Here is a 23,370-nt window from a genome sequence, read left to right as displayed (position 1 = left end):
ACGGTGTCGTTACCGAACAAAAGCAAACACAACATCTAACCGGAGTACCCATGTCTAACTACTTCAACACATTGAACTTGCGCAACCAGTTAGCGCAGCTGGGCAAATGTCGTTTCATGTCACGCGAAGAGTTCGCAGACGGCGCAAGCTTCCTGAAAGGTAAGAAAGTCGTTATTGTTGGCTGTGGCGCACAGGGTCTGAACCAGGGCCTGAACATGCGTGACTCCGGTCTGGATATTGCTTATGCACTGCGTGCTGAAGCGATTGCTGAGAAGCGTGCTTCTTTCCGTAAAGCGACCGATAACGGTTTCAAAGTGGGCACTTACGAAGAGCTGATCCCGCAGGCAGATTTGGTGGTTAACCTGACGCCAGACAAGCAGCACTCAGCGGTGGTTAAAGCGGTACAGCCTCTGATGAAAGATGGCGCGGCGCTGGGCTACTCACACGGTTTCAACATCGTTGAATCTGGTGAAACCATCCGTAAAGACATCACCGTGGTGATGGTTGCGCCGAAGTGCCCAGGTACTGAAGTGCGTGAAGAGTACAAGCGTGGTTTCGGTGTGCCAACGCTGATCGCGGTTCACCCGGAAAACGATCCAAAAGGCGAAGGCCTGGCGATTGCCAAGGCATGGGCTGCAGCCACCGGTGGTGACCGTGCGGGCGTACTGGAATCTTCCTTCGTTGCCGAAGTGAAATCTGACCTGATGGGCGAGCAGACTATCCTGTGCGGTATGCTGCAGGCCGGTTCTCTGCTGTGCTTCGATAAGCTGGTGGCTGAAGGTCACGATGTGGCTTACACCGAAAAACTGATTCAGTTCGGCTGGGAAACCATCACCGAATCACTGAAGTTCGGCGGCATCACTCTGATGATGGATCGCCTGTCTAACCCGGCGAAAGTTCGTGCTTACGCGTTGTCTGAGCAGCTGAAAACCATCATGGCTCCGCTGTTCCAGAAGCACATGGATGACATCATCTCGGGTGAATTCTCTTCCGGTATGATGGCTGACTGGGCGAACGACGACAAAAACCTGCTGACCTGGCGTGAAGAGACCGGTGCTACCGCATTTGAAAACGCACCACAGTTCGACGGTAAAATCGAAGAGCAGGAATACTACGATAAAGGCGTTGTGATGGTTGCGATGGTGAAAGCGGGCGTTGAGCTGGCCTTTGAAACCATGATCGATGCAGGCATCATCGAAGAATCTGCTTATTACGAATCTCTGCATGAGCTGCCGTTGATCGCCAACACCATCGCGCGTAAGCGTCTGTATGAAATGAACGTGGTGATCTCCGATACCGCAGAATACGGTAACTACCTGTTCTCCTTCGCCGCAGTTCCACTGCTGAAAGAGTTCATGACCACCCTGCAGCCGGGCGATCTGGGCAAAGCGATTGAAGGCACTCAGGTTGATAACGCGCAGCTGCGTGATGTTAACGAAGCCGTTCGTCAGCACCCAATCGAAGCCGTTGGCCGCAAACTGCGTGGCTACATGACCGACATGAAACGTATCGCGGTTGCTGGCTAAGCCACACGCAACACCGTTTTCAGCACAAGAAAAACCCCGGCTTGCCGGGGTTTTTTTATGCCTGAACAAATAGCTTCCCGCCCCCAGTAACTAAAACACGCGACTAAGCTGTAATGCCATGGCGCTAACGCAGCCCGGGACCGCTTAGGGTCTGGCGTCCTCGCGCCGCTAACGCGGTGCCCTCACGTCATTCGCCCGTATCTCAACTCTCACCCAATAAAAAACCCGGCCTGAGCCGGGTTCATCACATCAATCCGTAACCATCAAACTGCGTCGTACAGTGTCTGATCACGCGTCTCTTTACAGGCAATCAACGCAATCAGTGTCAGTACCGCCATTGAAGCCAGATAGAAACCGACCGCCTGCAAACCGTAGTGAGCATTCAGCCAGGTGGCAATATAAGGCGCAACAGACGCACCCAAAATCGACGACAGATTGTAAGAGAAGGATGCGCCGGTATAACGCACTTCGGTTGGGAACAGCTCTGGCAGCAGCGCGCCCATCGGACCAAACGTCAGGCCCATAATGCTCAGACCCAGCAACAGGAAGCCCATCACCAGAATCTGTGAGCCTGAACCCAGCAGCACCGGGAACATCAGCGCGAAAGCGATGATCATCAAGGTAATGGTGATCATGGTGCGACGACGGCCATAACGATCCGCCAACAGGCCCGCAATCGGCACCATCACACCAAAACCAATCACCGCCACCATCAGCATCCACAGGAAGCTGTTACGCGAATAACCCAGGCCCGCTGGCGCAGGTGCCGTGCCGTAGCTCATGGAGTACACGGTCATGATGTAGAACAGCGTGTAAGTGGCCAGCATGATGAAGGTGCCAAGAATAGTGGCGGTCATATGCTTGCTCAGCAGTGTGCCGATAGGCATTTTGACCTGCTTATTCTCTTTCTGCACTTTGGCAAATACCGGGCTCTCATGCAGCGAAACGCGCACATACAGGCCAATCAGTACCAGTACTGCAGAAAGGATAAACGGCACGCGCCAGCCCCAGTTCATGAACTGCTCATCGGTCAGCAGCCAGGAGAGCAGCAGGAAGGTGCCGTTGGCGAAGAAGAAGCCAATCGGTGCGCCAAGCTGCGGGAATGAACCATAAAGCGCACGTTTTTTCGCTGGCGCATTTTCAGTGGCCAACAGAGCGGCACCGCCCCATTCGCCGCCCAAGCCGAGACCCTGACCAAAACGAGCCAGCGCCAGCAGCAGCGGAGCAGCAACGCCAATGGTTTGATAGCTCGGCAGCAGGCCGATCAATACGGTGGAAACACCCATGGTCAGCAGTGAGGCCACCAGTGTGGCTTTACGGCCTACGCGGTCGCCAAAGTGACCGAACAGCGCAGAACCAATCGGGCGCGCAACGAAGGCGATAGCGAAGGTCGCGAGCGACTGTAGCGTGGCAACCGTCGGGTCACCTTGCGGAAAGAAGATATGCGGGAAGATGATTACGGCCGCAGTGGCATAAATATAGAAATCGAAGAATTCGATCGCGGTGCCGACAAGCGATGCCACGACCACTTTTCCGCGTGAATTTACGGGCGTGTCGTCGTGTTTTTTGTCGAGTGTTTCTGTGATGGAGGCTTGCATGACTGTTTCTTAATTGTAAATGTAGACAGAGAATCTTACGCACCTGTTTTGCGGCATTCAATGGCGAAAACCCGCGTCAGAACAGGCATTTTCGGCGAAAAAGTGGATAATCTCTGAGTTGCGGCAATCGGCGGGTGATGGGAACGGGAAGTGTCACTTTTTTGGCGGGAATCTCTGCAAAAGGGCCAAATTAAAGTGACCCTTTAGCGTTTCCTGCTGGTTTTTGCTGAAATAGTAGCCAGCAGGAAACATTTTTAGCTGTTGCGGCAAATGTAACATTTTTGCGATGTTATTTGCTCTGGTGCGGCTGCGGCATCTCCACATCGTCTTTGTATTTTGCCGTTGCAATCCACGCGGCGCAGAACAGCGTCAGACGGGCAAAGAAGTAGAAGAATGCCATCAATCCCAGCACTGAACCAAAGGCTGCGCCTGACGGTGAGGTCGCCAGCTTCGGTAACGTCAATGTCATCACAAACTTAATTACTTCAAAGCCAATCGCCGCCAGCAGCGTACCGCGGAACAACGCCTTCTTACGCGGCTTGTGGCGCGGCAGAATCCAGAAAATCCACAGGAACAACAGATAGTTAGCAAAGATGGAGATCGACAGCGCAATGATGGTCATCGCCGGGCGCAGCCACTCAATATCTTCCAATCCTAACGCGTTGACGATGGCATTCTGGGCGGCACCGGCAATGGAGGTCAGCGACAGCGTAATCACCAGCGCCAGCATCAGGCCCAGCAGCGACAGCAAATCACGCGCGTATTTCTTCCACAACTTCTCCTGGTCGTCCGGTGTACGCTCCCACACATCGCGCGACTGCGCACGCACCGCCTCGCGCAGATTGCCCATCCAGTTGATCCCGGAGTAGAGCGCCAGCAGTAACCCGGTTAATCCGACCGTTGCACGCTGCTGAATTGCGGTGTTCACGGTGTTCTTCAGCGTGGTGGCCAGCGTCGGGTCACTGATACTGTTGACGATTTTGTTGATCAACTCGGTGAGTAAATCCTGATTCGACGCCAGCACAAAACCGACTGCCGCAAAGGAGACCATCAAAATCGGTATCAGAGAGAGGAAAGAGAAGTAAGTGATCGCCGCACCAAACTGGCTGCCGAGGCGATCGTTAAACCGATCCAGCGCCCGCATAAAATGCGCCACCGCCGGGATGGCCTGGAACCAGGCCGCAAAGCGCGACACGTTCTGGATCGAGCCATCCACGGTTTTATTGCCGGTCTTAATATCAATCAGCGGTTTCTTTTCAGCCGCGGGTTCTTTATTAGGTTTGTCTGTCATAGACGATAAGCATCCTGTTCACTGCGAAATTAAAATTATAGCTCGTCAGGTGACATACTCCTGTAGTACCTGGCTTAACCACTCCATAAACACCCGCACACGGCGTGCCACATTGCGGCGATGCGGATAAAGCAACGAAATCGGCATCGGCTTGGCCGGGAAATGATGCAGCACTTCCACTAACTGCCCCGATTCCAGTAATGGCTGCACGCCAATCGCCGGCACCTGGATAATGCCCAGCCCGGCAATGCAGGCGGCACGATAGGTTTCAGTGCTGTTCACCGTCACCACGCCGCCGGTCTGAACGTAATGACACTGCTTACCATCAAAATATTCAAAACCCAAAGAGGGCTGCCCCAACTGCTGGGTGTAATGCACCATCGCATGTTGTGCGAGGTCTTCCAGCCGCACCGGCATGCCGAAGCGGGAAAGGTAGTCGGGACTGGCGCAGTTAATCAAGGCATGTGATCCGATTTTTCGCGCAATCAGACCCGAATCTTTCAGCTCGCCAACGCGAATTACGCAGTCAAAGCCTTCACGAATCACATCCACCTGGCGATCGCTGCTGCTAAGCTCAATTTCGATGCCGGGATAGTGCTGCAGGAATTCCGGTAAACGCGGCAGGATAAATCCGGTGGCCATGGCGACCGACATATCGACACGCAGTTTGCCGCTTAGCGTGCCGGGATCGTGCTGGAACAGGCTGTCCATATCATCGAGCATCGACAGCAGATCGAGACAGCGATCGTAATACACCAGCCCATCCTGGGTGAGATGGACACGTCGCGTGGTGCGATGCAGCAGACGTGTGCCCATTTGATTTTCCAGCGCCTGTAGCTGGCGCGATACGCTGCCTTTCGGTAGTCCAAGACTTTCAGCCGCACGGGTAAAACTGCCCATTTCTGCCACCCGCACAAAAACCTGCATTGCGTGAATTTTATCCATGTTGTTCACCGATTGTTGTTGTTAGTGAAACAGTGCTGCGTATTCCTCTGCGTTTATAGATCAATTTATAGCGAATATCCTTATCCCGTGTTCAATTTTCCATCTGGAGCAAAACATGAGTCATAAAATTGCATTGATTACCGGCGGTAACCGCGGTTTGGGCAAGAATGGTGCGCTGAAATTGGCGGCTAAAGGCGTGGATATCCTTTTTACCTATCGTGGTCATGCGGATGAAGCACAGGCTGTGGTGAAAGAGATTGAGGCCCTGGGCGCACGTGCGGTGGCGCTGCAGCTGGATGTGGGCGACAGCAGCACCTTCGACAGCTTCGTGGCGCTGGTGAAAGAGACACTGCAAAAAACCTGGCAGCGCGACAACTTTGATTATTTAGTGAACAACGCCGGTCACGGTCATTACAAGTTGTTTGCAGAAACCACGGAAGAAGAATTTGATGCGCTGATCAATGTGCACTTTAAAGGGCCTTACTTCCTGACGCAGAAGCTGCTGCCACTGATTATCGATGGTGGCCGCATTCTAAACGTCTCCAGCGGATTAACGCGCATGACGCTGCCGGGCTCTGGCACCTATGCTTCGGTGAAAGGGGCGATGGAAGTGCTGACGCGTTATCAGGCCAAAGAGCTGGGCGAGCGTCGTATTCGCGTCAATATTCTGGCACCGGGTGCGATCGAAACTGATTTTGGCGGTGGGCGTGTGCGCGACACCAAAGATCTCAACGATCACATTGCTTCGGTGACCTCCCTGGGTCGCGTTGGCCAACCAGATGATATCGGTGACGCCATCAGCGCCATCCTGAGTGAAGAAACCGGCTGGATCACCGCGCAGCGTATTGAAGCTTCAGGTGGGCAGGCGCTGTAATTGATTTGATTTTTTTCAGGTGCGCATGAATGCGCACCCTACAAATGATGATGGGGCTCTGTGCGGATGACTGCATAGCGTGACAAACTTTGTAGGGTCAGCATTTATGCTGACCTGGTCCAGTACGCGCACAGGTTAGCTACAACTGGATCGTCCTATCAAGCACGCGCATAGATCAGCTACAACTGGATCGTCCCATCAATCACGGTCACCGTTTGGCCGCCAATCCAGATGGTCTCACCACTAAAACTCACCTGAATCCGTCCTTCACGCTGAATGGCGCTGCCCTGACGTGCGCGATAATCCTCGGTTTTCCCCTGCGCCGCAAAGTAGCGGGCCAGACAGGCGTTGGCGCTGCCCGTCACCGGATCTTCGGTCAGGCTGCCGTTCTCAACCAGCAGCGCGCGCACTTCGTACTGTTCGCCGCAATCCTCGGGCAGCGGGCCAAAAATCGCGGTGCCATTCACATCGGCGTGCTTTTGCAAACGCAACAAATCCGCTGCGCTGGCCTGCACATCCAGTACTGCCTGCGCGCTGCTCATCGGAATCAGCAGCCAGCGAATACCCATATCGACAATGGTCGGCGTCTGGCTGACGTCAAAGGCCTCGCTGTTCAGTGCGCTGCTCATCAACGCATCATCAAATGGCGTTAACGTCACGTTGGGTGCCGCAAAGGCCAGCGAGCCATCCTCGCTGATGCGCACATCCACCAGGCCAACGCCGCACTCCTGCACGATCTTGCCGGGCGTTTTTACGGTCCATCCCGCTTCCAGCAAGGCATGAGCCGTACCCAGTGTTGGATGACCGGCAAACGGCAGTTCCCCTTCGGTAGTGAAAATGCGCACGCGGTAATCGGCTGCGGCATCTTGTGGCGGCAGGACAAAGGTGGTTTCCGATAAATTGGTCCAACGGGCGATGGCGGCCAGCTGGGCGTCACTTAATCCCTGTGCATCCATGATCACTGCCAGCGGATTACCTTTAAACGCTGATGAGGTAAAAACATCCACCTGCTTAAACGCGACTTTCATTTTCACTCCTTGTTTGTTGAGGCACTATGAAATCCGGATTTACACCCTACTGATTGCTAATAGCAGCCAACAGGACTATGAATAGGTTAAGAATTCTGGAATCGGAGTCCGCTATGTTAAAAGTTCTTGGTCGTACTTCTTCAATCAACGTGCGCAAAGTTCTGTGGCTATGCTCAGAACTGGATATCGCCTATGAGCTCGAACCCTGGGGTGAAGACCCACAATCGCTGCACTCGGCGGAGTTTATGGCGCTGAACCCCAATGCCATGGTGCCGGTGATCATCGAAGATGACTTCGTGATGTGGGAATCCAACGCGATTCTGCGCTACCTTGCCAACAGCAACGGCGGTGACTGGCTCTATCCCGAAAACCCACGTGCGCGTGCACCGGTGGATCAGTGGATGGACTGGCAAGCCACCGAGCTCAACACCTCATGGCGCTATGCGTTTATGTCACTGGTGCGTAACTCGCCAGCTCATCAGGATCCGCGTTTACTGGCCGCCGCGGTTAAAGGCTGGACGCACACCATGAACATTCTCGACCAGCATCTGCAAAAAACCGGGCGCTATGTCGCAGGACGTAATTTCTCGCTGGCAGACATCCCGGTCGGTCTCGCCGTTAACCGCTGGTTTGAAACCCCACTTGAGCACCCTGAATTTCCCGCCGTGCAACTCTATTACGAACGCCTGACCGAGCGTGAGGGTTACACCACCTGGGGCCGCAACGGCAAACCCTGATCCTGTCCCGGCGCCAGCCCTGTGATTTCACAGGCCAGCGCGCCGGTGCGTTTTAATGCCCACGTGTAACGTTCATCAAACGGGTAACAGCAAGAGAGACGCAATGCGTGCTTGTAGCGATCGCTCAGCGTGTAGAGCGCGCCTGGTGTGACACATATCTGCTCCTGCAATAACCGATGGAACATCTCTACGGTATCCACCTTGCCCGGCAACTCCACCCAAAACACAAAGCCGCCTTTTGGAAGGGTCGCGCGTGTTCCCTGTGGAAAATGGCGCGCCATGATGCCGCGCGCCGCATCAAGATTGGCGGCATAGCGGCGGCGCAGCGAGCGCAGATGATGATCGTACCCACCGCTGGCAAGAAATTCGGCGAGCGTCTCACACAACAGCCGCGATTCAGACATAGAAGAGACTGCTTTCAGACGAGCGATGGTCTGATGGAAGCGACCGGCAGCGGTCCAGCCCACGCGGAAATCCGGCGCCACGGTTTTGGTAAAGCTGGTGCAGTAAATCACCCAGCCATCGCTATCAAAGGCCTTTACCGGCGGCGAGAGCGGCCAGTCGAACTGCAGCTCGTCATACAGCCCATCTTCCAGCATTGGAACGTGGTAAGTATTCACTAACTTTGCCAGCCGCTTCTTATTTTCCAGGGGCATCACATAGCCCAGCGGATTCTGCGCGCCGGGCATAGCGATCAGCGCCTGAATACGTTTCTCCTGCAACAACATCTCCAGCGCATCCAGCGACAGCCCTTGCTGTGGATCAGTGGGAATCTCCAGCGCTTTCAGGCCCAGAGACGCCAGCAGCGGGAACAGGAAGAAGTAGGTGGGAGATTCCAGCCCAATGCAGTCGCCAGGCTTCGTCACCGCCCGCAGCGCGAGTTGCAGCGCTTCCATACAGCCGTGGGTGAGGGTGATCTCTTGCGCGGTCAGATTGATGCCGGTGTGCAGACTGCGACGTGCAATCTCCTCCCGTAAGCGCTCACTACCCGGCGGAAGCGCATAGCGCCCAATGATATCGGGATTGTGCCGTAAAATGCCTGAGGTAATTCGGCCCAGGCGTGCTGCCGGATAAAAGGTGCCATCCTGTGGGCAGGCCAAAGAGATATTGGTGTAATCGGCATTGTTCTGCGCTGCAAACACCTGCTCAATCAGCTCCAGTTTCTGCGTGCTCGGATCATTGATTTTCGCGGGCAGCGGTTTAACCGGACGCGTCACGGCGGGCATCACGCCGCGCACGTAATAGCCCGATTGCGGACGCGCTTCGATTAAGCCGCGATCTTCGAGAATTTGCCAGGCATTAAGCACCGTATTGACGCTAACCTGGTGCGATTGCGCCACGCGGCGGATGGCGGGAAGCCGCTTCCCTGGCTTCAGCGTGCCTTGATGAATCGACTCGGCAAAGCTATCTGCCAGCTGCTGATACAGCGTTTGACCGGATGAAAGTGGAAGGGACACAAAAGCCTCCGCGTGCGATGAGTACAATCTAAATTAACGGCAACTGTATCCATCACAATAGTCGTTTTGTGTCTCTGTTTCCATTGGCGTGTACGCATTAGCATGATGTTAACTTTGGACCATCAGGAAGCGCATCATGCTCGACCCTTCATTCTTCAGCTACGTCACGGTAATGTCGATTACCCCCGGCCCGAACAATCTGCTGCTTGCGACATCGGGCGTTAATTTTGGCTTTAAGCGCACGCTGCCAATGCTGTTTGGCATTCTGCTCGGCTGCGCGATACAGATGCTGCTGGCGAGTGTGGCCTTAGACATCTTGCTGCATTGGATGGGCGCCATTCGCCTGCCGCTCACGGTGGTGGGGTGCAGTTACTTGCTGTGGCTATCATGGAAAATCTTTCGTGCCGGTGCGCCAGAAGCGCGTGAACGTCCGCGGCCAATGACGCTGGTGGGCGGCATCTGCTTCCAGGCGGTCAACCCGAAAGCCTGGCTGATGGTCACCAACGTTGCCTTGATGTATGCCAACAGCAACGGAGTCATCACCGTGTTGCTGGGGTTTGCCGCGCTGAACTTGCCTTGCATCCTGATTTGGGCCGCCCTGGGCGATCGTCTGCGCAGTCACCTGCAGGTGGCGTGGAAACGTCAGGCGTTTAACAGCCTGATGGCGCTGTCGCTGGTGGCCACAACGGGATGGATGTTGTACGACGCGGTGCTGCTGAGCTGAATTGCAGTGCACCCATAAAAAAGGCCGCTTGCGCGGCCTCATCATTATTCACGGGCAATCAGGATTGCCTGGTTACTTCCCCACCACGTGCGCCGTCTCGCGGGCTTCGTCGTTCGCCGCGTCAGGCGTAACGATCGGTGCGTAGTCGAGCTGCAGTATGCGACTGGTTTCCGCCAGGATCTTCTCGGTCAGCGCCACATCACCGTTCATCTTACGGCCCCAGGTCGGGATTACCGCGCGGATTTTGGTTTGCCATTCCGGTGAGCGCATCTGCTCTGGGAAGGCTTTCGCCATCAATTCCAGCATGATTGGCGCAGCCGTTGAGGCACCCGGTGAAGCGCCGAGCAATGCAGAAATCGTACCGTCTTCAGAGGTGACCACTTCAGTGCCCAAGCGCAGCACGCCGCCCTCTTTTTCATCGTTCTTGATGATCTGCACACGCTGGCCGGCAGTGACTAAACGCCAGTCTTCCTGCTTCGCCTGTGGCACATAGGCACGCAGCGCCTCCATGCGATCATCTTCACTCTGCAGCACCTGATCGACCAGGTATTTCACCAGATCAAAACTCTTCAGGCCAACCTGCATCATCGGCAACAGGTTACTGCTGTTCATCGCGCCGAACATATCCAGCAGCGAACCCTGTTTCAGGAATTTGGTCGAGAAGGTGGCGAACGGGCCAAACAGCAGCACCTGCTTGCCATCCAGCACGCGAGTATCGACGTGCGGTACCGACATCGGCGGCGCGCCAACGCTGGCTTTACCGTACACCTTCGCCATGTGCTGCTGCACCACTTCTGGATTCTCGGTCACGAGGAAGGAGCCGCCCACCGGGAAACCGGCGTAGCCTTTCACTTCCGGAATGCCGGATTTTTGCAGCAGTGGCAACGCCGCACCGCCCGCACCGATAAACAGCTGGCGCGTGGTCAGCAGGCGATTTTCACCGCTGGCCAGATTGTGCAGCGTCACCTGCCAGCGGCCATCGCTCAGGCGTTTGATATCACGCACTTCCTGACGCAGACGCAGGCGGAAATTGGTTTTCTTCTGTAAAGAAGCAATCAGCTGACGCGTCACTTCACCGAAGTTAACGTCGGTACCCATTTCGGTCCAGGTGGCGGCCACTTTCTGTTTGCTGTCACGGCCGTTCATCACCAGCGGAATCCACTGGGTGATCTGGTCGCGATCTTCTGAATAGTTCATGCCACGGAACAGGGTGCTTTTTTGCAGCGCCTGGAAACGTTTGCGCAGGAACTCAACGTTATCGTCGCCCCAGACGAAGCTCATGTGCGGCGTACTGTGGATAAAGCTTTTTGGATTGCGCAGGTTGCCTTTCTGAACGTGGTACGCCCAGAACTGACGAGAGATCTGGAACGATTCGTTGATCGCTACCGCTTTCGTAATGTCGATGCTGCCATCCGCCTTCTGCGGCGTATAGTTCAGCTCGGCCAACGCAGCGTGACCGGTCCCGGCATTATTCCAGCCATTGGAGGATTCCACCGCGACATCGTCGAGGCGTTCCACCATCTCAATAGACCAGTCCGGCTCCAGATCCTGCAGCCATGCACCTAAGGTGGCACTCATCACGCCTGCGCCGATCAGCAGTACGTCGACATCCTTTCGTTCCTGAAGGTTTGCGCTATCCATACCAGCGGCGGCGAGCGCCAGGTTTACCGCAGTAGTGCTCATGAGGCGACATCTCCTCTCTCTGTTGACCTGAAGTTCAACAGGTTCGCAGGCGAAACAGCCACGCTTCTTTCGAGCGCGTCGCGCTATTTCTCAAAGGTTAAGACTCAGGTTTAAGTCAGGGGACGATAACGATTAACTGCACGTTATGCATATGCATTTGAATATAACATTCTCGTATCGGAATTAAACGTTTGTTTATTTTTTAAAGGCCGAAATGATTCAGCATAAGAATTAATCAGTTCGACCCCGCTGTCATAAGGGATTTTTATCTCTTAATCAGAGAGTTATGGTAATGCAGTTGTTGCGATATTGTGAGGGGAATGAGCAGGGTAATGTTCAGAGAGTGAGCGGCGTCACATATTAACTGCATGATAATATTGAGTTTGTGATGAATTGATTATTTATGCGGTTTTTATGTTGCGTGATATTTCGCCAGATCGTGTAAAACTAATGTTACATTTTTGTGGGTGTTAATTTCTCCGCCGCGACAGACAGAGGTCAGAGGAAAAATGCATTACGCGGCGGTGGGGGATCACTTCTTAGCGAGCAGGCGCCATGCAAAGCGGATGACAAAAAACTCAATCGCGCCCAGCAGCAGGAACCACAGGCAAAACACGATAGTGTAAAGCTGATTGAGGTCCTGCAAATGCAGCATCTCCTGAATCCGTCTGGACAGATCCAGGCCGAACTGCGGCGCGGGCAGCAATAGCGCGGAGAGAAAGCCCAGCAGCAGGATTCCGCCAGGGATGATCAGCGTTTCAAACGGGTTTTTCATCACAATATTCCTATCAATGAGCGCGGGCATTAGCGCACAAAACGGCGGCGTGGTGCAATCCCTGTGCCGGATAACCCTAAGAAAATTCTTCTATTCCATCCACTTAGCGTAATAAATAGCGTCAGTTAAGAGTTATAGCCTTTGCTATACTTAAATCCATGATTTTACTGTCTTTTTTTTGGTGATTTTGCGTGCTAGACTGCGCGCACTTTTTCATTACTGAACAATAGATGCGGAAAATCGCTGGTTTGAACGCTTTTTCCGCGGCATTGATTGAAAACCCATGACATTTATCGCAACTCTGATTCTGGCCTTTGGTATGTCGATGGACGCCTTCGCCGCAGCACTGGGCAAAGGCGCATCCTTGCATCGCCCGAATTTCAAAGAAGCGCTGCGCACCGGTCTGATCTTTGGTGTCATTGAAATGCTGACGCCGCTGATTGGCTGGGCAATTGGCCTGGCTGCCAGCCGCTATATCATGGCATGGGATCACTGGGTGGCTTTTGGCCTGTTAACCGTACTGGGCGGCCGCATGATGATGGAAGGTTTCCGTCAAACGGCAGATGAACCCTGCGAAGCGCCACAGCGTCATGGCTTCATGGTTTTAGCGCTGACCGCGGTGGCAACCAGTCTTGATGCGCTGGCCGTGGGCGTGGGCCTGGCATTCCTGCAGGTGAATATCGTGCTTACTGCGCTGACCATCGGCGCGGCCACCACGATTATGGCCACCACCGGAGTGATGGTGGGACGCTTTATCGGTCCGGTGATGGGTAAATGGGCTGAAGTGCTGGGCGGACTGGTACTGATCAGCATCGGCTGCACCATTCTGAATCAACATCTCAACCTCTTCGGCTAAACTCAGGTATCCGCATTAACCCTCTTTTTTGTGATCTGGCTCAAATTTATTTGCGTGAAAAACGCGCGTTAGTTATAATTTTCGCGTAATTCTTCAACAAATTTTGAGCCAGGTAGCTAATGAAACGCTTTTTCCATTACGTGTTCCGTACCTATGTTGAGACCTTTAAACACGTCCCACCCGGTGCGCTTCACTAAGTACGACGAATACCCTCGATAATCGCGGTCAGGGAACGACCTGTGGTTATCAATGATTTTCTTATCTCTCCCGTCTATTTATTCCTCGAATCTAACTCCTATCAATGACTTAGTGCCACTAACCATCAGTTTTCGATCTGGCTATAGCCTGATGTTATACCCCGCTACCAAACAAGCATTCGTCACCTTTTGACCCGCATGGAATAGTCGATTCAGGCCCTCTAACCCGTCTGAAACGAGAAACATCATGCTGATCCCACAACCCTACTTACTTTTCCTTGGTGATGTCACCGATCCCCTGGCTGCTAAAACCGCACGCGGCATTCACGTCTGGCGACCAGAGCAGTGCGTGGGCGAAATCAAACTGCCAGGCTGCACCGTCAGCTTAGGTCTGGACGTGCTCGACATCGCTACAGCGAAACAACGTGGCGCGAAAACCCTGGTACTCGGCACCGCCAATGCCGGTGGTTATCTGCCGGAGCACTGGCTCGACACTGTTAAAGGCGCGATCAAAGCGGGCATGAACGTGGCGAGCGGCTTGCACCATCGCCTGGTGGATGAACCCGAGCTGGTAGCGTTAGCCCAGGAGTTTGGCGTTGAGCTGTTTGACCTGCGCCATATGCGTCCAAAACTGAACGTCGGTAGCGGTAAAAAGCGTACAGGTAAGCGTGTACTTACTGTCGGTACAGACTGCTCAGTCGGCAAGATGTACACCTCGCTGGCACTGGAAGCGGCGATGCGTGAGCGCGGCATGAAAGCGGATTTCCGCGCCACTGGCCAAACTGGCATTCTGGTGGCGGGTGAAGGTATTGCTATCGATGCGGTGATTGCCGATTTCATCGCCGGTGCGGTCGAAGCCCTGTCGCCAGCCAATGATGCCGACCACTGGGATATCGTCGAAGGTCAGGGTTCGTTGTTCCATCCTTCTTACGCGGGCGTCAGCATGGGCCTGATTCACGGTGCTCAGCCGCACTGGCTGGTGATGTGCCACGAAATGGGCCGTCCTCATATGCGCCACTTGCCGCATCAACCGATGGTCAGCCTGAAAGATTGCGTAGAAGCCAACCTGCGCGCGGCACACGTCACCAGCGACAACGTGCAACTGGCCGGTTTTGCTATTAACACCTCCAACTACGGCGAAGAAGAAGCTCGTGCCTTCTGTGCGGAAGTCAGTGCGAAATTCGGCGTGCCTGCCACCGACCCGGTGCGTTTCGGAATTGCTGATATCGCCGCGTTGCTGCAGGAGCGTGGCTAAGATGCGGCGCATGCAGATTGAAGTGATCGAGCTGCCGCTGGCGCGTCCTTTCGCTATCTCGCGTGGCACGCGTACGGCCGTCACCGTCATCCGTGTGACGCTGGAGCAAAATGGCTTTATTGGCCGTGGCGAGTGTACGCCGACGCCGCGTTACGATGAGACGCCAGACAGTGTGCAAGCGCAGCTGGAAGCGATACGTGAGGATGTCGAAGCGGGCTTAAGTCGACTCGATCTGCAACGCCGTTTATCAGCCGGTTCAGCGCGTAATGCGCTGGACTGTGCGCTGTGGCGTCTTGATGCCGCGCTGGCAAAACAGACGCTGTGGCAGCAGTGCGACCGCGCTGCACCGCCTTCGGTGATCACCGCCGAAACCTTAAGTCTCGACTCCATCGAAAACATGTCTTCTGCCGCCGCTGATGCGGTATCGCGTGGCGCCATCCTGCTGAAAATCAAACTCAACCGTGACGAGATTTTAGAGAAGGTGGCAGCCATCAGAAAAGCGGCACCGCGCGCCACCCTGATCATTGATGCCAACGAAGCCTGGTCCGGCGTGGATCTGCAGAGTCTGCTCACCGCATTGCAAGCCTTCAACATCGCCATGGTCGAACAGCCGTTGCCTGCCGGACAGGATCAGGACCTGCAGCGCTTTGCCCATCCCATTCCGATTTGTGCGGACGAGAGCTGCCACACGCGTGAAGACATCGCCGGGCTGCGTAATCGCTACGAGATGATCAACATCAAGCTGGATAAGTGCGGCGGCCTGACCGAAGCGCTGGCAATGGTGGAAGAGGCACAAAAGCTGGATATGCGTCTGATGGTGGGCTGCATGCTGGGCTCTTCACTGGCGATGGAAGCGGCGTTACCCGTGGCGATTGCCGCAGAACATATCGATCTGGATGGCCCGATTTGGCTGGCAGCCGACAGCTCCCCCTTCCTTTCTTACTCTCAGGGCCGAATCTGGCTGTAACCGCAAGAGGCAACGATGACGGACACTTTACTCACTCCCAACGCCGCCAGCGTTGCCGGTTCCGCGCCGGTACTCGCGATTCAGGATCTCAGCGTCTCGTTTCGCGGTCGTAGCGGCGAAAACCAGGCGCTTAAAGGCGTCAGCTTTGCCATTCACCCCGGTGAAATTGTCGCGGTGGTCGGTGAAAGCGGCTCAGGAAAATCGGTCACTTCTCTGGCGGTGATGGGCTTACTGCCGGCGTCAGGCCGTATCGAACGCGGCAATATGCAGTTCCGCGATCGTCAGGGCAAAACACACGCGCTGGAGAAGCTGGATGAAAACCAGCGCCGCACCTTGCGCGGTCGTGAAATGGCGATGATTTTTCAGGAGCCGATGACCTCGCTCAATCCGGTGCTGCGCGTGGGCGATCAGCTCACCGAAGCCCTGCGTGATCAGCAGCTGTGTGACAAACCTACTGCGATGGCGCGGGCGCGTGAGCTGCTGCGCCAGGTGCGTATTGCCGATGTCGATCGCGTGATGAAAAGCTATCCGCACTCGCTGTCAGGCGGCATGCGCCAGCGCGTGATGATTGCCCAGGCGCTGGTGTGCGATCCGCAACTGCTGATTGCCGATGAGCCGACCACCGCACTGGATGTCACGGTGCAGGCGCGCATTCTGCACATCCTGCGCGATCTGCAACGCGAGAAGCAGATGGCGGTGCTGTTTATCACCCATGACATGGGCGTGGTGGCGGAAATTGCCGACCGTGTAGTAGTGATGCTGCGCGGTGAAGTGGTAGAACAGGGCACGGTCGCGGAGATCTTCAACGCGCCGCAGCATCCCTATACTCAAGCGTTACTCGCCGCCGTACCCAAACTGGGCGATATGCGTGAACACGCGTGGCCACAGCGTTTTCCACTGGTCGGCGCGCAGCCTACCGATAGCGGTGAACAGCGCACCGCGCGTTATGACGAAACGCCACTGCTGGATGTGCGAGGTCTAAAAGTTTACTACCCGATTCGCAGCGGCATCTTTTCGGCGCTCACCCATCAGGTGCACGCGGTAGAGCAGATCGATTTCAGCCTGTGGCCGGGCGAAACTCTGGCGATTGTTGGCGAAAGCGGCTGTGGCAAATCCACCACTGGCCGTGCGCTGATGCGCCTGATTAAGAGTCATGCCGATAGCATTCATTTCCAGGGCAGTGAAATTGCCAACCTGAAAGAAGCCGAGTTCCAGCCGCTGCGCCGCGAAATTCAGATGGTATTTCAGGATCCGTACGCCTCACTCAATCCGCGTTTGACCGTCGGCTTCACCATTGCCGAGCCGTTAATGCTGCATGGCCTGGTGAAATCGCTGGAGGAAGCCACGCCACAAGTTGAAGCCTTACTGAAAAGCGTTGGCCTGCTGCCAGAACATGCGCAGCGCTATCCCCATGAGTTTTCCGGCGGTCAGCGCCAGCGTATTGCGATTGCCCGCGCCATGGCGCTGAAACCGAAAGTCATTATCGCCGATGAAGCTGTCTCGGCGCTGGATGTGTCGATTCAGGCGCAGGTGGTCAATCTGATGATGGACCTGCAAAAGCAGACCGGCGTAGCGTGGATTTTCATCTCGCATGACATGGCGGTGGTGGAGCGTATCGCCAATCGCGTGGCGGTGATGTATCTCGGCCAGATTGTCGAACTCGGGCCGCGCCAGTCGGTGTTCAATCAACCGCAACACCCTTATACCCAACGTCTGCTGGCCTCGGTGCCGGTAGCCGATCCCCAGAACCGTCAACCCCGCACTTTCGAAGACAGCGAAATTCCATCGCCGCTGCGCAAGGTGGGTGAAACGGTCATTAAACCCCGTTACCGCCAGGTTGCGCCGCAACACTGGGTCGCTGACGACATTGCATCGCGCTAACGCTCAATACCAGGAGATTTCATGAAATCGATTTTTCGCCGCTCGTCACTGGCTTTTGGCTTAACCCTCGCGCTGGCTGCTGCCGCGCAGGCGCAGGATCTGCGCATTTCGATGTATGCCGATATCACCGGACTCGATCCACACGATACCTCGGATAACGTCAGTTACTCGGTGCAGAGCGGTATCTTTGAACGCCTGTTCCAGTTCGACGCGCAGATGAAGCTGCAACCCTGGCTGGCGACCGGCTACACCAGCAATGACAGCGCCACCGAATTTACCCTGACGCTGCGCAAAGGCGTCACTTTCCAGGACGGCACGCCGTTTGATGCCGAGGCGGTGAAAGCCAACCTCGATCGCCTTGCCGATCAGACCAAAGGCCTGAAGCGCAACAGCCTGTACAAGATGATTGGCAAGGTCACCGTGCTGGCGCCGGATCAGGTCAAAATCGATCTCAACCAATCCTTTGGTGCCTTCATCAACACCCTGGCGCACCCGTCGGCGGTGATGTGGAGCCCGACCACGCTCAAACAGTATCCGGAGGAGGCCCAGCTGCGCCTGCATCCGGTCGGCACCGGTCCGTTCAAGTTTGTGGAGTGGCAGCCGGGCAAAGCCGTTTCGCTGGTGAAGTACGACGGTTACTGGCAGAAAGGCTGGCCGAAGGTGGATAAAGTGACCTTCTCGCCAAGCCCGGAAGATGCCACCCGCGTCGCTGCACTGAAATCAGGACAGGTTGATGCGATCTGGCCGTTGCCATCGGATCTAATCGCCACCGTTCAGAGCGACAGTAAGTTAGCGATCCAGCGCGATCCGAGCATTTATCTCTATTACATGGCGATCAACACCCAACATAAGCCATTGGCGGATGTGCGCGTGCGTCAGGCGATCAACTACGCCATCGACCGCAATCTGTGGTTGAAAGTGGCGTTTGCCGGCATGGGTAAACCCGCCACGTCCGCGATTCCGGAAGGCGTACAGTTCTATCAGAAGCAGAGCGAGCCGAATTATCGCTATGCGCCGGATGAAGCCAAAGCGTTGCTGAAAGCGGCAGGTTACCCGAACGGTCTGGATCTGAAACTGTGGACCACCAATGCTACCGCCAGCGTGCGTGCGGCACAGGTGCTGAAAGCCCAGCTGGCTACCGTCGGTATTCGCGCCACGGTGACGCCAATGGATTCCGGTACGCGCAACGCCAAACTGTGGGGTGTGAAGGATCCTAAAGCAGCCGAATTCGACCTCTACTACGGCGGCTGGTCAACCTCGACCGGCGATGCAGATTGGGCGCTGCGTCCACTCTATGCCACCGAATCCTGGGTACCGACCTCGTACAACGTTTCGTACTTCAGCAATCCGGACGTCGATAAGGCGATTGCCGGTGGGTTAGCCACAGCGGATCCGGCCAGGCGCGGTGAGTCTTATGCCGAAGCACAGAAGCTGCTGTGGAAAGAGGCGCCCGTTGCGTTCCTTGGCACGCCGGACAACCTGGTCGGCAAGCGCAGCAACCTGAGCGGTGTGTCGATGCTGGCAGATGGCAATTTCATTTATACCCAGGCTTCATTTAAGTAGAGATGCGGTAATGGTCGTCATCAATGGCGGCCTTAAATTGAAGGGTGCGCATTGTTGGCGCACCTGGACACCCATCCAAAAGGAACCGCATGTTCGCATACATCATTCGTCGGCTGCTGGAGATGATCCCCGTCCTGCTGGTGGTCTCGCTCCTGGTGTTCGGCTTTATCAAGCTGCTACCCGGCGATCCGGCGCGCATTTACGCCGGGCTAGATGCCCCAATCGAGGCGGTGGAAGCCGCACGCCAGCATCTGGGCCTCAACGATCCGCTGCCACAACAGTACGTTAACTGGATTGGCGGACTGTTACGTGGCGATCTCGGCGTCACCTACCGCACCCAGCAACCGGTGCTGGAGGTGATCAAACAAGGCTTTATGCCAACGATGTGGCTGGCGCTGGCGGGCTTCGCCTGGTCGGTGATCCTCGGTCTGTTTCTCGGTGTGCTGGCGGCGCTGAAGCGGGGTAAATGGCAGGACTGGACACTGATGAGCGTGGCCGTCGGCGGCATCTCGATGCCGACCTTCTGGCTCGGTTTGCTGCTGATCCAGTTCGTCGCCATGCCCTTTGGCCTGTTCTCAGTGAGTGGCTTCAATAAAGCCAGCGACATCATTCTGCCCGCGATTACGCTCGGCTCTTCTGTGGCCGCCGTCATGGCGCGTTTCACCCGCTCGGCTTTCCTTGAAGTGGCGCAGGAAGATTACGTGCGCACCGCCAAGGCCAAAGGGCTGCGTAATCGGCTGGTGACGTGGAAACACGTGATGCGCAACGCGTTGATCCCGGTGATCACCATGCTCGGTTTGCAGTTCGGTTTTCTGCTCGGCGGATCGATCGTGGTGGAGAGCGTCTTCAACTGGCCGGGCCTGGGCTGGCTATTGATCGAGTCGATCAAAGCGCAGGATCAGCCGGTGATCCAGGCGCTGGTGATGCTGTTCGTGTTTGAATTTATTGTGATTAACCTGCTGGTGGATCTGCTGTACGCCGTGGTCAACCCAGCCATTCGCCTGCGACAGGAGTCGTGATGAGTACACAATCTCTCTCTGCCGCAACGCCACAGACCATTCGTTCGCCGTGGCGCGATTTCCTGCATGCCTTTGTGCGTAACCCACTGGCACTGGTCTCAGGCGGTTTTGTCTTGCTGCTGGTGCTGGTGGCGATTTTCGCTCCGTGGCTGGCGCCGTGGGATCCGATGGCCCCAGACTGGATGGCTTTGTCTTCACCGCCGTCAGCCGCACACTGGATGGGCACTGACGATCTGGGGCGAGATCTGCTGAGCCGTATCATCTACGGCGCGCGCATTTCACTGTATGTCGGCGTGCTATCCGTGACGCTGGGCATGGTGGTGGGCGTCCTGCTCGGCTTGCTGGCGGGCTATTACGGTCGCTGGGTCGATATGCTGATCATGCGTGGCTCCGACGTGCTGTTTGCCTTTCCCGGCATGCTGCTGGCGATTGCGGTGGTAGCGATTCTTGGTCCAGGGCTGAATAACGTGATTATCGCGGTCGCAGTCTTCAGCGTGCCGGTGTTTGCGCGCATCGTGCGGGCTTCTACGCTATCACTCAAGCAGGCTGCGTATGTGGAAGCCGTGCGCTGTGCTGGCGCGCCTGACCGCGTGATTATGCTGCGCCATATTTTGCCGGGCACGCTCTCAAATGTGATTGTCTATTTTACCATGCGTATCGGCACCAGTATTCTCACTGCGGCAGGCTTGAGCTTTATCGGCCTTGGTCCAGAACCGGATGTGCCGGAGTGGGGCAATATCCTGGCGATGAGTCGTAGCATGATGATGGCGGGCTTATGGCACGTCAGCGTGTTCCCCGGCCTGGCCATTTTTATCACCGTGCTGGCGTTTAACCTGTTGGGTGATGCGCTGCGCGATACGCTCGATCCCAAACTGAAGAGCTAAACATGGATTTCCAACAACTGCAGCGCGATCTGCTGCTGCAACGCTGGCGCACCGATCGCCAGCTCGGGCAACCGCGCAGTGCCTGCGGCGCCACCAATCTCATCAGCGATGTGCCCGGCGTGCGCGTCGGCCATCACACGCTGGCAGACGGTGAGAGACAAACTGGTGTGACGGCGATTGTTCCGCCGGGCGATAACCTGTTTCTGAGCCCATTGCCTTGCGGCGCGGCGGTATTCAATGGCTTTGCCAAGCCGGTCGGGTTGGTGCAAATAGAAGAGTTGGGCGTGCTGCAAACGCCGATTTTACTTAGCAACACGCTGGCGGTCGGCACGCTGTTTACCACGCTGGTGCGCGATGCGATCAGCCGTAACCCTGAGCTGGGCCGCAGCCTACCGACGGTGAATCCACTGGCGCTGGAGTGCAACGATGGCTGGCTGAATGACATTCAGGCGCTGGCGGTGACCGAAGCCATGGCGCAGGATGCATTGAATTCCGCACAGGCCAATTTTGCGCGAGGCAGCGTCGGAGCGGGACGCGGCATGAGCTGTTTCAGCTTGAAAGGTGGGATTGGCAGTGCATCGCGACTGGTTCCGTCACTGGATGCCACCCTGGGCGTGCTGGTGCTGGCCAACTTTGGTGCGCTGACCGCATTGACGCTGGATGGCGTGCGCCTCGGCGAGATGATTGGGCCGCTGCTGCCAGAACTGACACCCCAGCGCGATGCCGGCTCCATCATCATTATCATGGCCACCGATGCACCACTGGATGCGCGCCAGCTCAAGCGTATCGCCAAACGCGCCGGTGCCGGATTAGGTCGTTTAGGCAGTTATTGGGGACATGGATCAGGCGATATTGCCGTGGCGTTCTCTACGCAAACGCAGCCAAACCTGCCGGACGATGCGGCGCTGGAACCGCTGCTTGCCGCCGCTGCCGATGCCACGGAACACGCGGTGCTGGATGCGCTATTAAGCGCCGAAGCGGTTACGGGTTTTCGCGGCCATCATCGCCCGTCATTGACGCAGGTGCTGGATGAATTGGCCAAACCGTAGGGCCGCCATCGGCTTTACTGCTAATGACGCGATCGCCACTTATGGCACCTCTTTCAGCAGCGCCTGTGATCGGCTTGAAAGCCGCCTGTGACGCTAAATTAACCGTAGTGTCGCCATTTATGGCGACTCTTTTATCAGCATCTGCGGTCAGCTTCAATGCTGCCTCTGACGCACAGTTCCCCGTAGGGTCGCCATTTATGGCGACCGTGTTTCAACCCGCACGGAATTTGCCTGACTTATGAAAATATTCATCTCTGCTGACATTGAAGGTATTGCGGGCGTGATGCGTCCGGAACAGTGCTCACCCGGCCATGCGGAACACCAACTGGCGCGTGGACTGATGGAACAGGAAGTGAACGCCGCCATCGACGGCGCGTTTGCGGGCGGAGCCACCGAAGTGGTGGTGGCCGACAGCCATGCGCAAATGACCAACCTGCGCGCGGAAAACATCGATCCGCGTGCGCGCATGGTGCAAGGCAAACCGCGTGGGTTATCGATGGTAGAAGGCATTGAGCAGCAGCCCTTTGATGGCCTGTTCTTTATTGGCTATCACAGTGCGGCCGGTGAGCCGGGCGTGCTGGCGCATACCATCAACGGCCGTGCGTTTTGGCGCATCCATATCAACGGTAAAGTGATGGGCGAAAGCGACATCTACGCTGCCGCCGCCGCCGAACAGGGCACGCCGCTGTGGTTAGTGAGCGGTGACGATCAGCTGCAAGGCTGGATCGGCGAACACTATCCGTCGGTGGATTACGTCTGTGTGAAACGCGCGATTTCCCACACCTGCGCCGAATCCATCAGCCCGCAAGCCGCGCAAAACGCCATTCGCGCTGCTGCCACCGCTGCGGTACAACGTGCACGGCAGGTCAGCACCACGCGTTTGACCGCACCTTATGATATGCAGTTACAAGCCAGCAAACCCGTGCTCGCGGATCTGTTCTGTCTGATTCCCGGCGTCACCCGCATTGATGGCGTGACAGTGGGCTATCGCGCCGAGCAGATGGGCACGCTGATCAGCCTGCTGAGTGCGTTCTCCTATCTGGCGAGTACGCAGTCGTAGT

20 protein-coding genes are annotated in these 23,370 nt (G+C 56.1%); 13 read left to right on the top strand and 7 right to left on the bottom strand.

The genetic code is table 11. The features are described 5' to 3' along the window. The first annotated feature begins 50 nt into the window (after positions 1-50). On the top strand, positions 51-1,526 hold the full coding sequence (gene ilvC / locus ACXI0A_RS00545) for a ketol-acid reductoisomerase (protein ID WP_100701946.1): 1,476 nt from the start codon (positions 51-53) through the stop codon (positions 1,524-1,526). A gap of 263 nt (positions 1,527-1,789) precedes the next feature. Here ilvC and ACXI0A_RS00540 read toward each other — a convergent pair whose 3' ends face one another. From ACXI0A_RS00540 to ACXI0A_RS00530, 3 genes are all read right to left on the bottom strand, one after another. After that, positions 1,790-3,124: an MFS transporter gene (locus ACXI0A_RS00540; RefSeq protein ID WP_224934263.1), complete on the bottom strand. Its 1,335-nt coding sequence runs from the start codon at positions 3,122-3,124 to the stop codon at positions 1,790-1,792. A 289-nt stretch (positions 3,125-3,413) separates the two neighbouring features. Further along, positions 3,414-4,415, bottom strand: coding sequence for an inner membrane protein YhjD (yhjD, locus tag ACXI0A_RS00535; RefSeq protein WP_476150712.1), 1,002 nt, complete (start codon positions 4,413-4,415; stop codon positions 3,414-3,416). Between the two features lie 45 nt (positions 4,416-4,460). Next, the gene (locus ACXI0A_RS00530) at positions 4,461-5,360 is read right to left on the bottom strand and encodes a LysR family transcriptional regulator (RefSeq protein WP_034820092.1); all 900 of its coding nucleotides are present in this window, start codon (positions 5,358-5,360) and stop codon (positions 4,461-4,463) included. A gap of 115 nt (positions 5,361-5,475) precedes the next feature. Here ACXI0A_RS00530 and ACXI0A_RS00525 point away from each other — a divergent pair, with 115 nt between their 5' ends. Next, positions 5,476-6,234: an SDR family oxidoreductase gene (locus ACXI0A_RS00525; RefSeq protein WP_476150713.1), complete on the top strand. Its 759-nt coding sequence runs from the start codon at positions 5,476-5,478 to the stop codon at positions 6,232-6,234. Between the two features lie 179 nt (positions 6,235-6,413). Here ACXI0A_RS00525 and ACXI0A_RS00520 read toward each other — a convergent pair whose 3' ends face one another. After that, on the bottom strand, positions 6,414-7,262 hold the full coding sequence (locus ACXI0A_RS00520; protein WP_476150714.1) for a PhzF family phenazine biosynthesis isomerase: 849 nt from the start codon (positions 7,260-7,262) through the stop codon (positions 6,414-6,416). A 113-nt stretch (positions 7,263-7,375) separates the two neighbouring features. On the opposite strand from ACXI0A_RS00520, the gene ACXI0A_RS00515 reads away from it, so the two are divergent. Then, on the top strand, positions 7,376-7,999 hold the full coding sequence (locus ACXI0A_RS00515; protein WP_224934267.1) for a glutathione S-transferase family protein: 624 nt from the start codon (positions 7,376-7,378) through the stop codon (positions 7,997-7,999). Here ACXI0A_RS00515 and ACXI0A_RS00510 read toward each other — a convergent pair. Beyond that, the gene (locus ACXI0A_RS00510; protein ID WP_034819992.1) at positions 7,966-9,456 is read right to left on the bottom strand and encodes an aminotransferase-like domain-containing protein; all 1,491 of its coding nucleotides are present in this window, start codon (positions 9,454-9,456) and stop codon (positions 7,966-7,968) included. The genes ACXI0A_RS00515 and ACXI0A_RS00510 overlap by 34 nt on opposite strands. Before the next feature lie 136 nt (positions 9,457-9,592). Between ACXI0A_RS00510 and ACXI0A_RS00505 the strand changes: the two genes are divergently transcribed. Then, positions 9,593-10,180: a LysE family translocator gene (locus ACXI0A_RS00505; RefSeq protein WP_224934268.1), complete on the top strand. Its 588-nt coding sequence runs from the start codon at positions 9,593-9,595 to the stop codon at positions 10,178-10,180. A gap of 72 nt (positions 10,181-10,252) precedes the next feature. Here the strand turns inward: ACXI0A_RS00505 and mqo are convergent, their stop codons facing one another. Both mqo and ACXI0A_RS00495 read right to left on the bottom strand, forming a co-directional pair. Continuing rightward, the gene (gene mqo, locus ACXI0A_RS00500) at positions 10,253-11,863 is read right to left on the bottom strand and encodes a malate dehydrogenase (quinone) (protein ID WP_476150715.1); all 1,611 of its coding nucleotides are present in this window, start codon (positions 11,861-11,863) and stop codon (positions 10,253-10,255) included. 532 nt (positions 11,864-12,395) lie between these two features. After that, positions 12,396-12,638, bottom strand: coding sequence for a DUF1158 family protein (locus ACXI0A_RS00495; RefSeq protein WP_200576115.1), 243 nt, complete (start codon positions 12,636-12,638; stop codon positions 12,396-12,398). Positions 12,639-12,921: 283 nt separating this feature from the next. On the opposite strand from ACXI0A_RS00495, the gene mntP reads away from it, so the two are divergent. From mntP to ACXI0A_RS00450, 9 genes are all read left to right on the top strand, one after another. After that, positions 12,922-13,494: a manganese efflux pump MntP gene (gene mntP / locus ACXI0A_RS00490; RefSeq protein WP_436360401.1), complete on the top strand. Its 573-nt coding sequence runs from the start codon at positions 12,922-12,924 to the stop codon at positions 13,492-13,494. Positions 13,495-13,938: 444 nt separating this feature from the next. After that, positions 13,939-14,946 carry an N-acetyltransferase DgcN gene (dgcN, locus tag ACXI0A_RS00485; RefSeq protein ID WP_476150716.1) on the top strand — a complete coding sequence of 336 codons (1,008 nt, stop codon included), beginning with the start codon at positions 13,939-13,941 and terminating at the stop codon, positions 14,944-14,946. Position 14,947: 1 nt separating this feature from the next. Then, positions 14,948-15,913: an N-acetyl-D-Glu racemase DgcA gene (gene dgcA / locus ACXI0A_RS00480; protein WP_476150717.1), complete on the top strand. Its 966-nt coding sequence runs from the start codon at positions 14,948-14,950 to the stop codon at positions 15,911-15,913. Positions 15,914-15,928: 15 nt separating this feature from the next. After that, entirely contained in the window at positions 15,929-17,794 is a 1,866-nt protein-coding gene (locus tag ACXI0A_RS00475) for a dipeptide ABC transporter ATP-binding protein (protein WP_476150718.1), read from the top strand. Between the two features lie 21 nt (positions 17,795-17,815). Continuing rightward, the gene (locus ACXI0A_RS00470; RefSeq protein WP_476150719.1) at positions 17,816-19,357 is read left to right on the top strand and encodes an ABC transporter substrate-binding protein; all 1,542 of its coding nucleotides are present in this window, start codon (positions 17,816-17,818) and stop codon (positions 19,355-19,357) included. Between the two features lie 89 nt (positions 19,358-19,446). Continuing rightward, positions 19,447-20,376 carry an ABC transporter permease subunit gene (locus tag ACXI0A_RS00465; RefSeq protein WP_476150720.1) on the top strand — a complete coding sequence of 310 codons (930 nt, stop codon included), beginning with the start codon at positions 19,447-19,449 and terminating at the stop codon, positions 20,374-20,376. Beyond that, positions 20,376-21,260: an ABC transporter permease subunit gene (locus tag ACXI0A_RS00460; protein ID WP_224934276.1), complete on the top strand. Its 885-nt coding sequence runs from the start codon at positions 20,376-20,378 to the stop codon at positions 21,258-21,260. Before ACXI0A_RS00465 ends, ACXI0A_RS00460 begins: the two co-directional genes overlap by 1 nt. Before the next feature lie 2 nt (positions 21,261-21,262). Beyond that, a complete protein-coding gene (locus ACXI0A_RS00455; RefSeq protein ID WP_476150721.1) occupies positions 21,263-22,309 on the top strand; it encodes a P1 family peptidase in 1,047 nt (348 codons plus the stop codon). A 238-nt stretch (positions 22,310-22,547) separates the two neighbouring features. Continuing rightward, a complete protein-coding gene (locus tag ACXI0A_RS00450; protein WP_476150722.1) occupies positions 22,548-23,369 on the top strand; it encodes a M55 family metallopeptidase in 822 nt (273 codons plus the stop codon). The last annotated feature ends 1 nt before the right edge of the window (position 23,370 follow it).

The organism is Pantoea sp. C1E2, assembly GCF_056491465.1.
The sequence above is the reverse complement of the archived record's forward strand: the minus strand, read 5'-3'. Positions and strand labels throughout refer to the sequence as shown.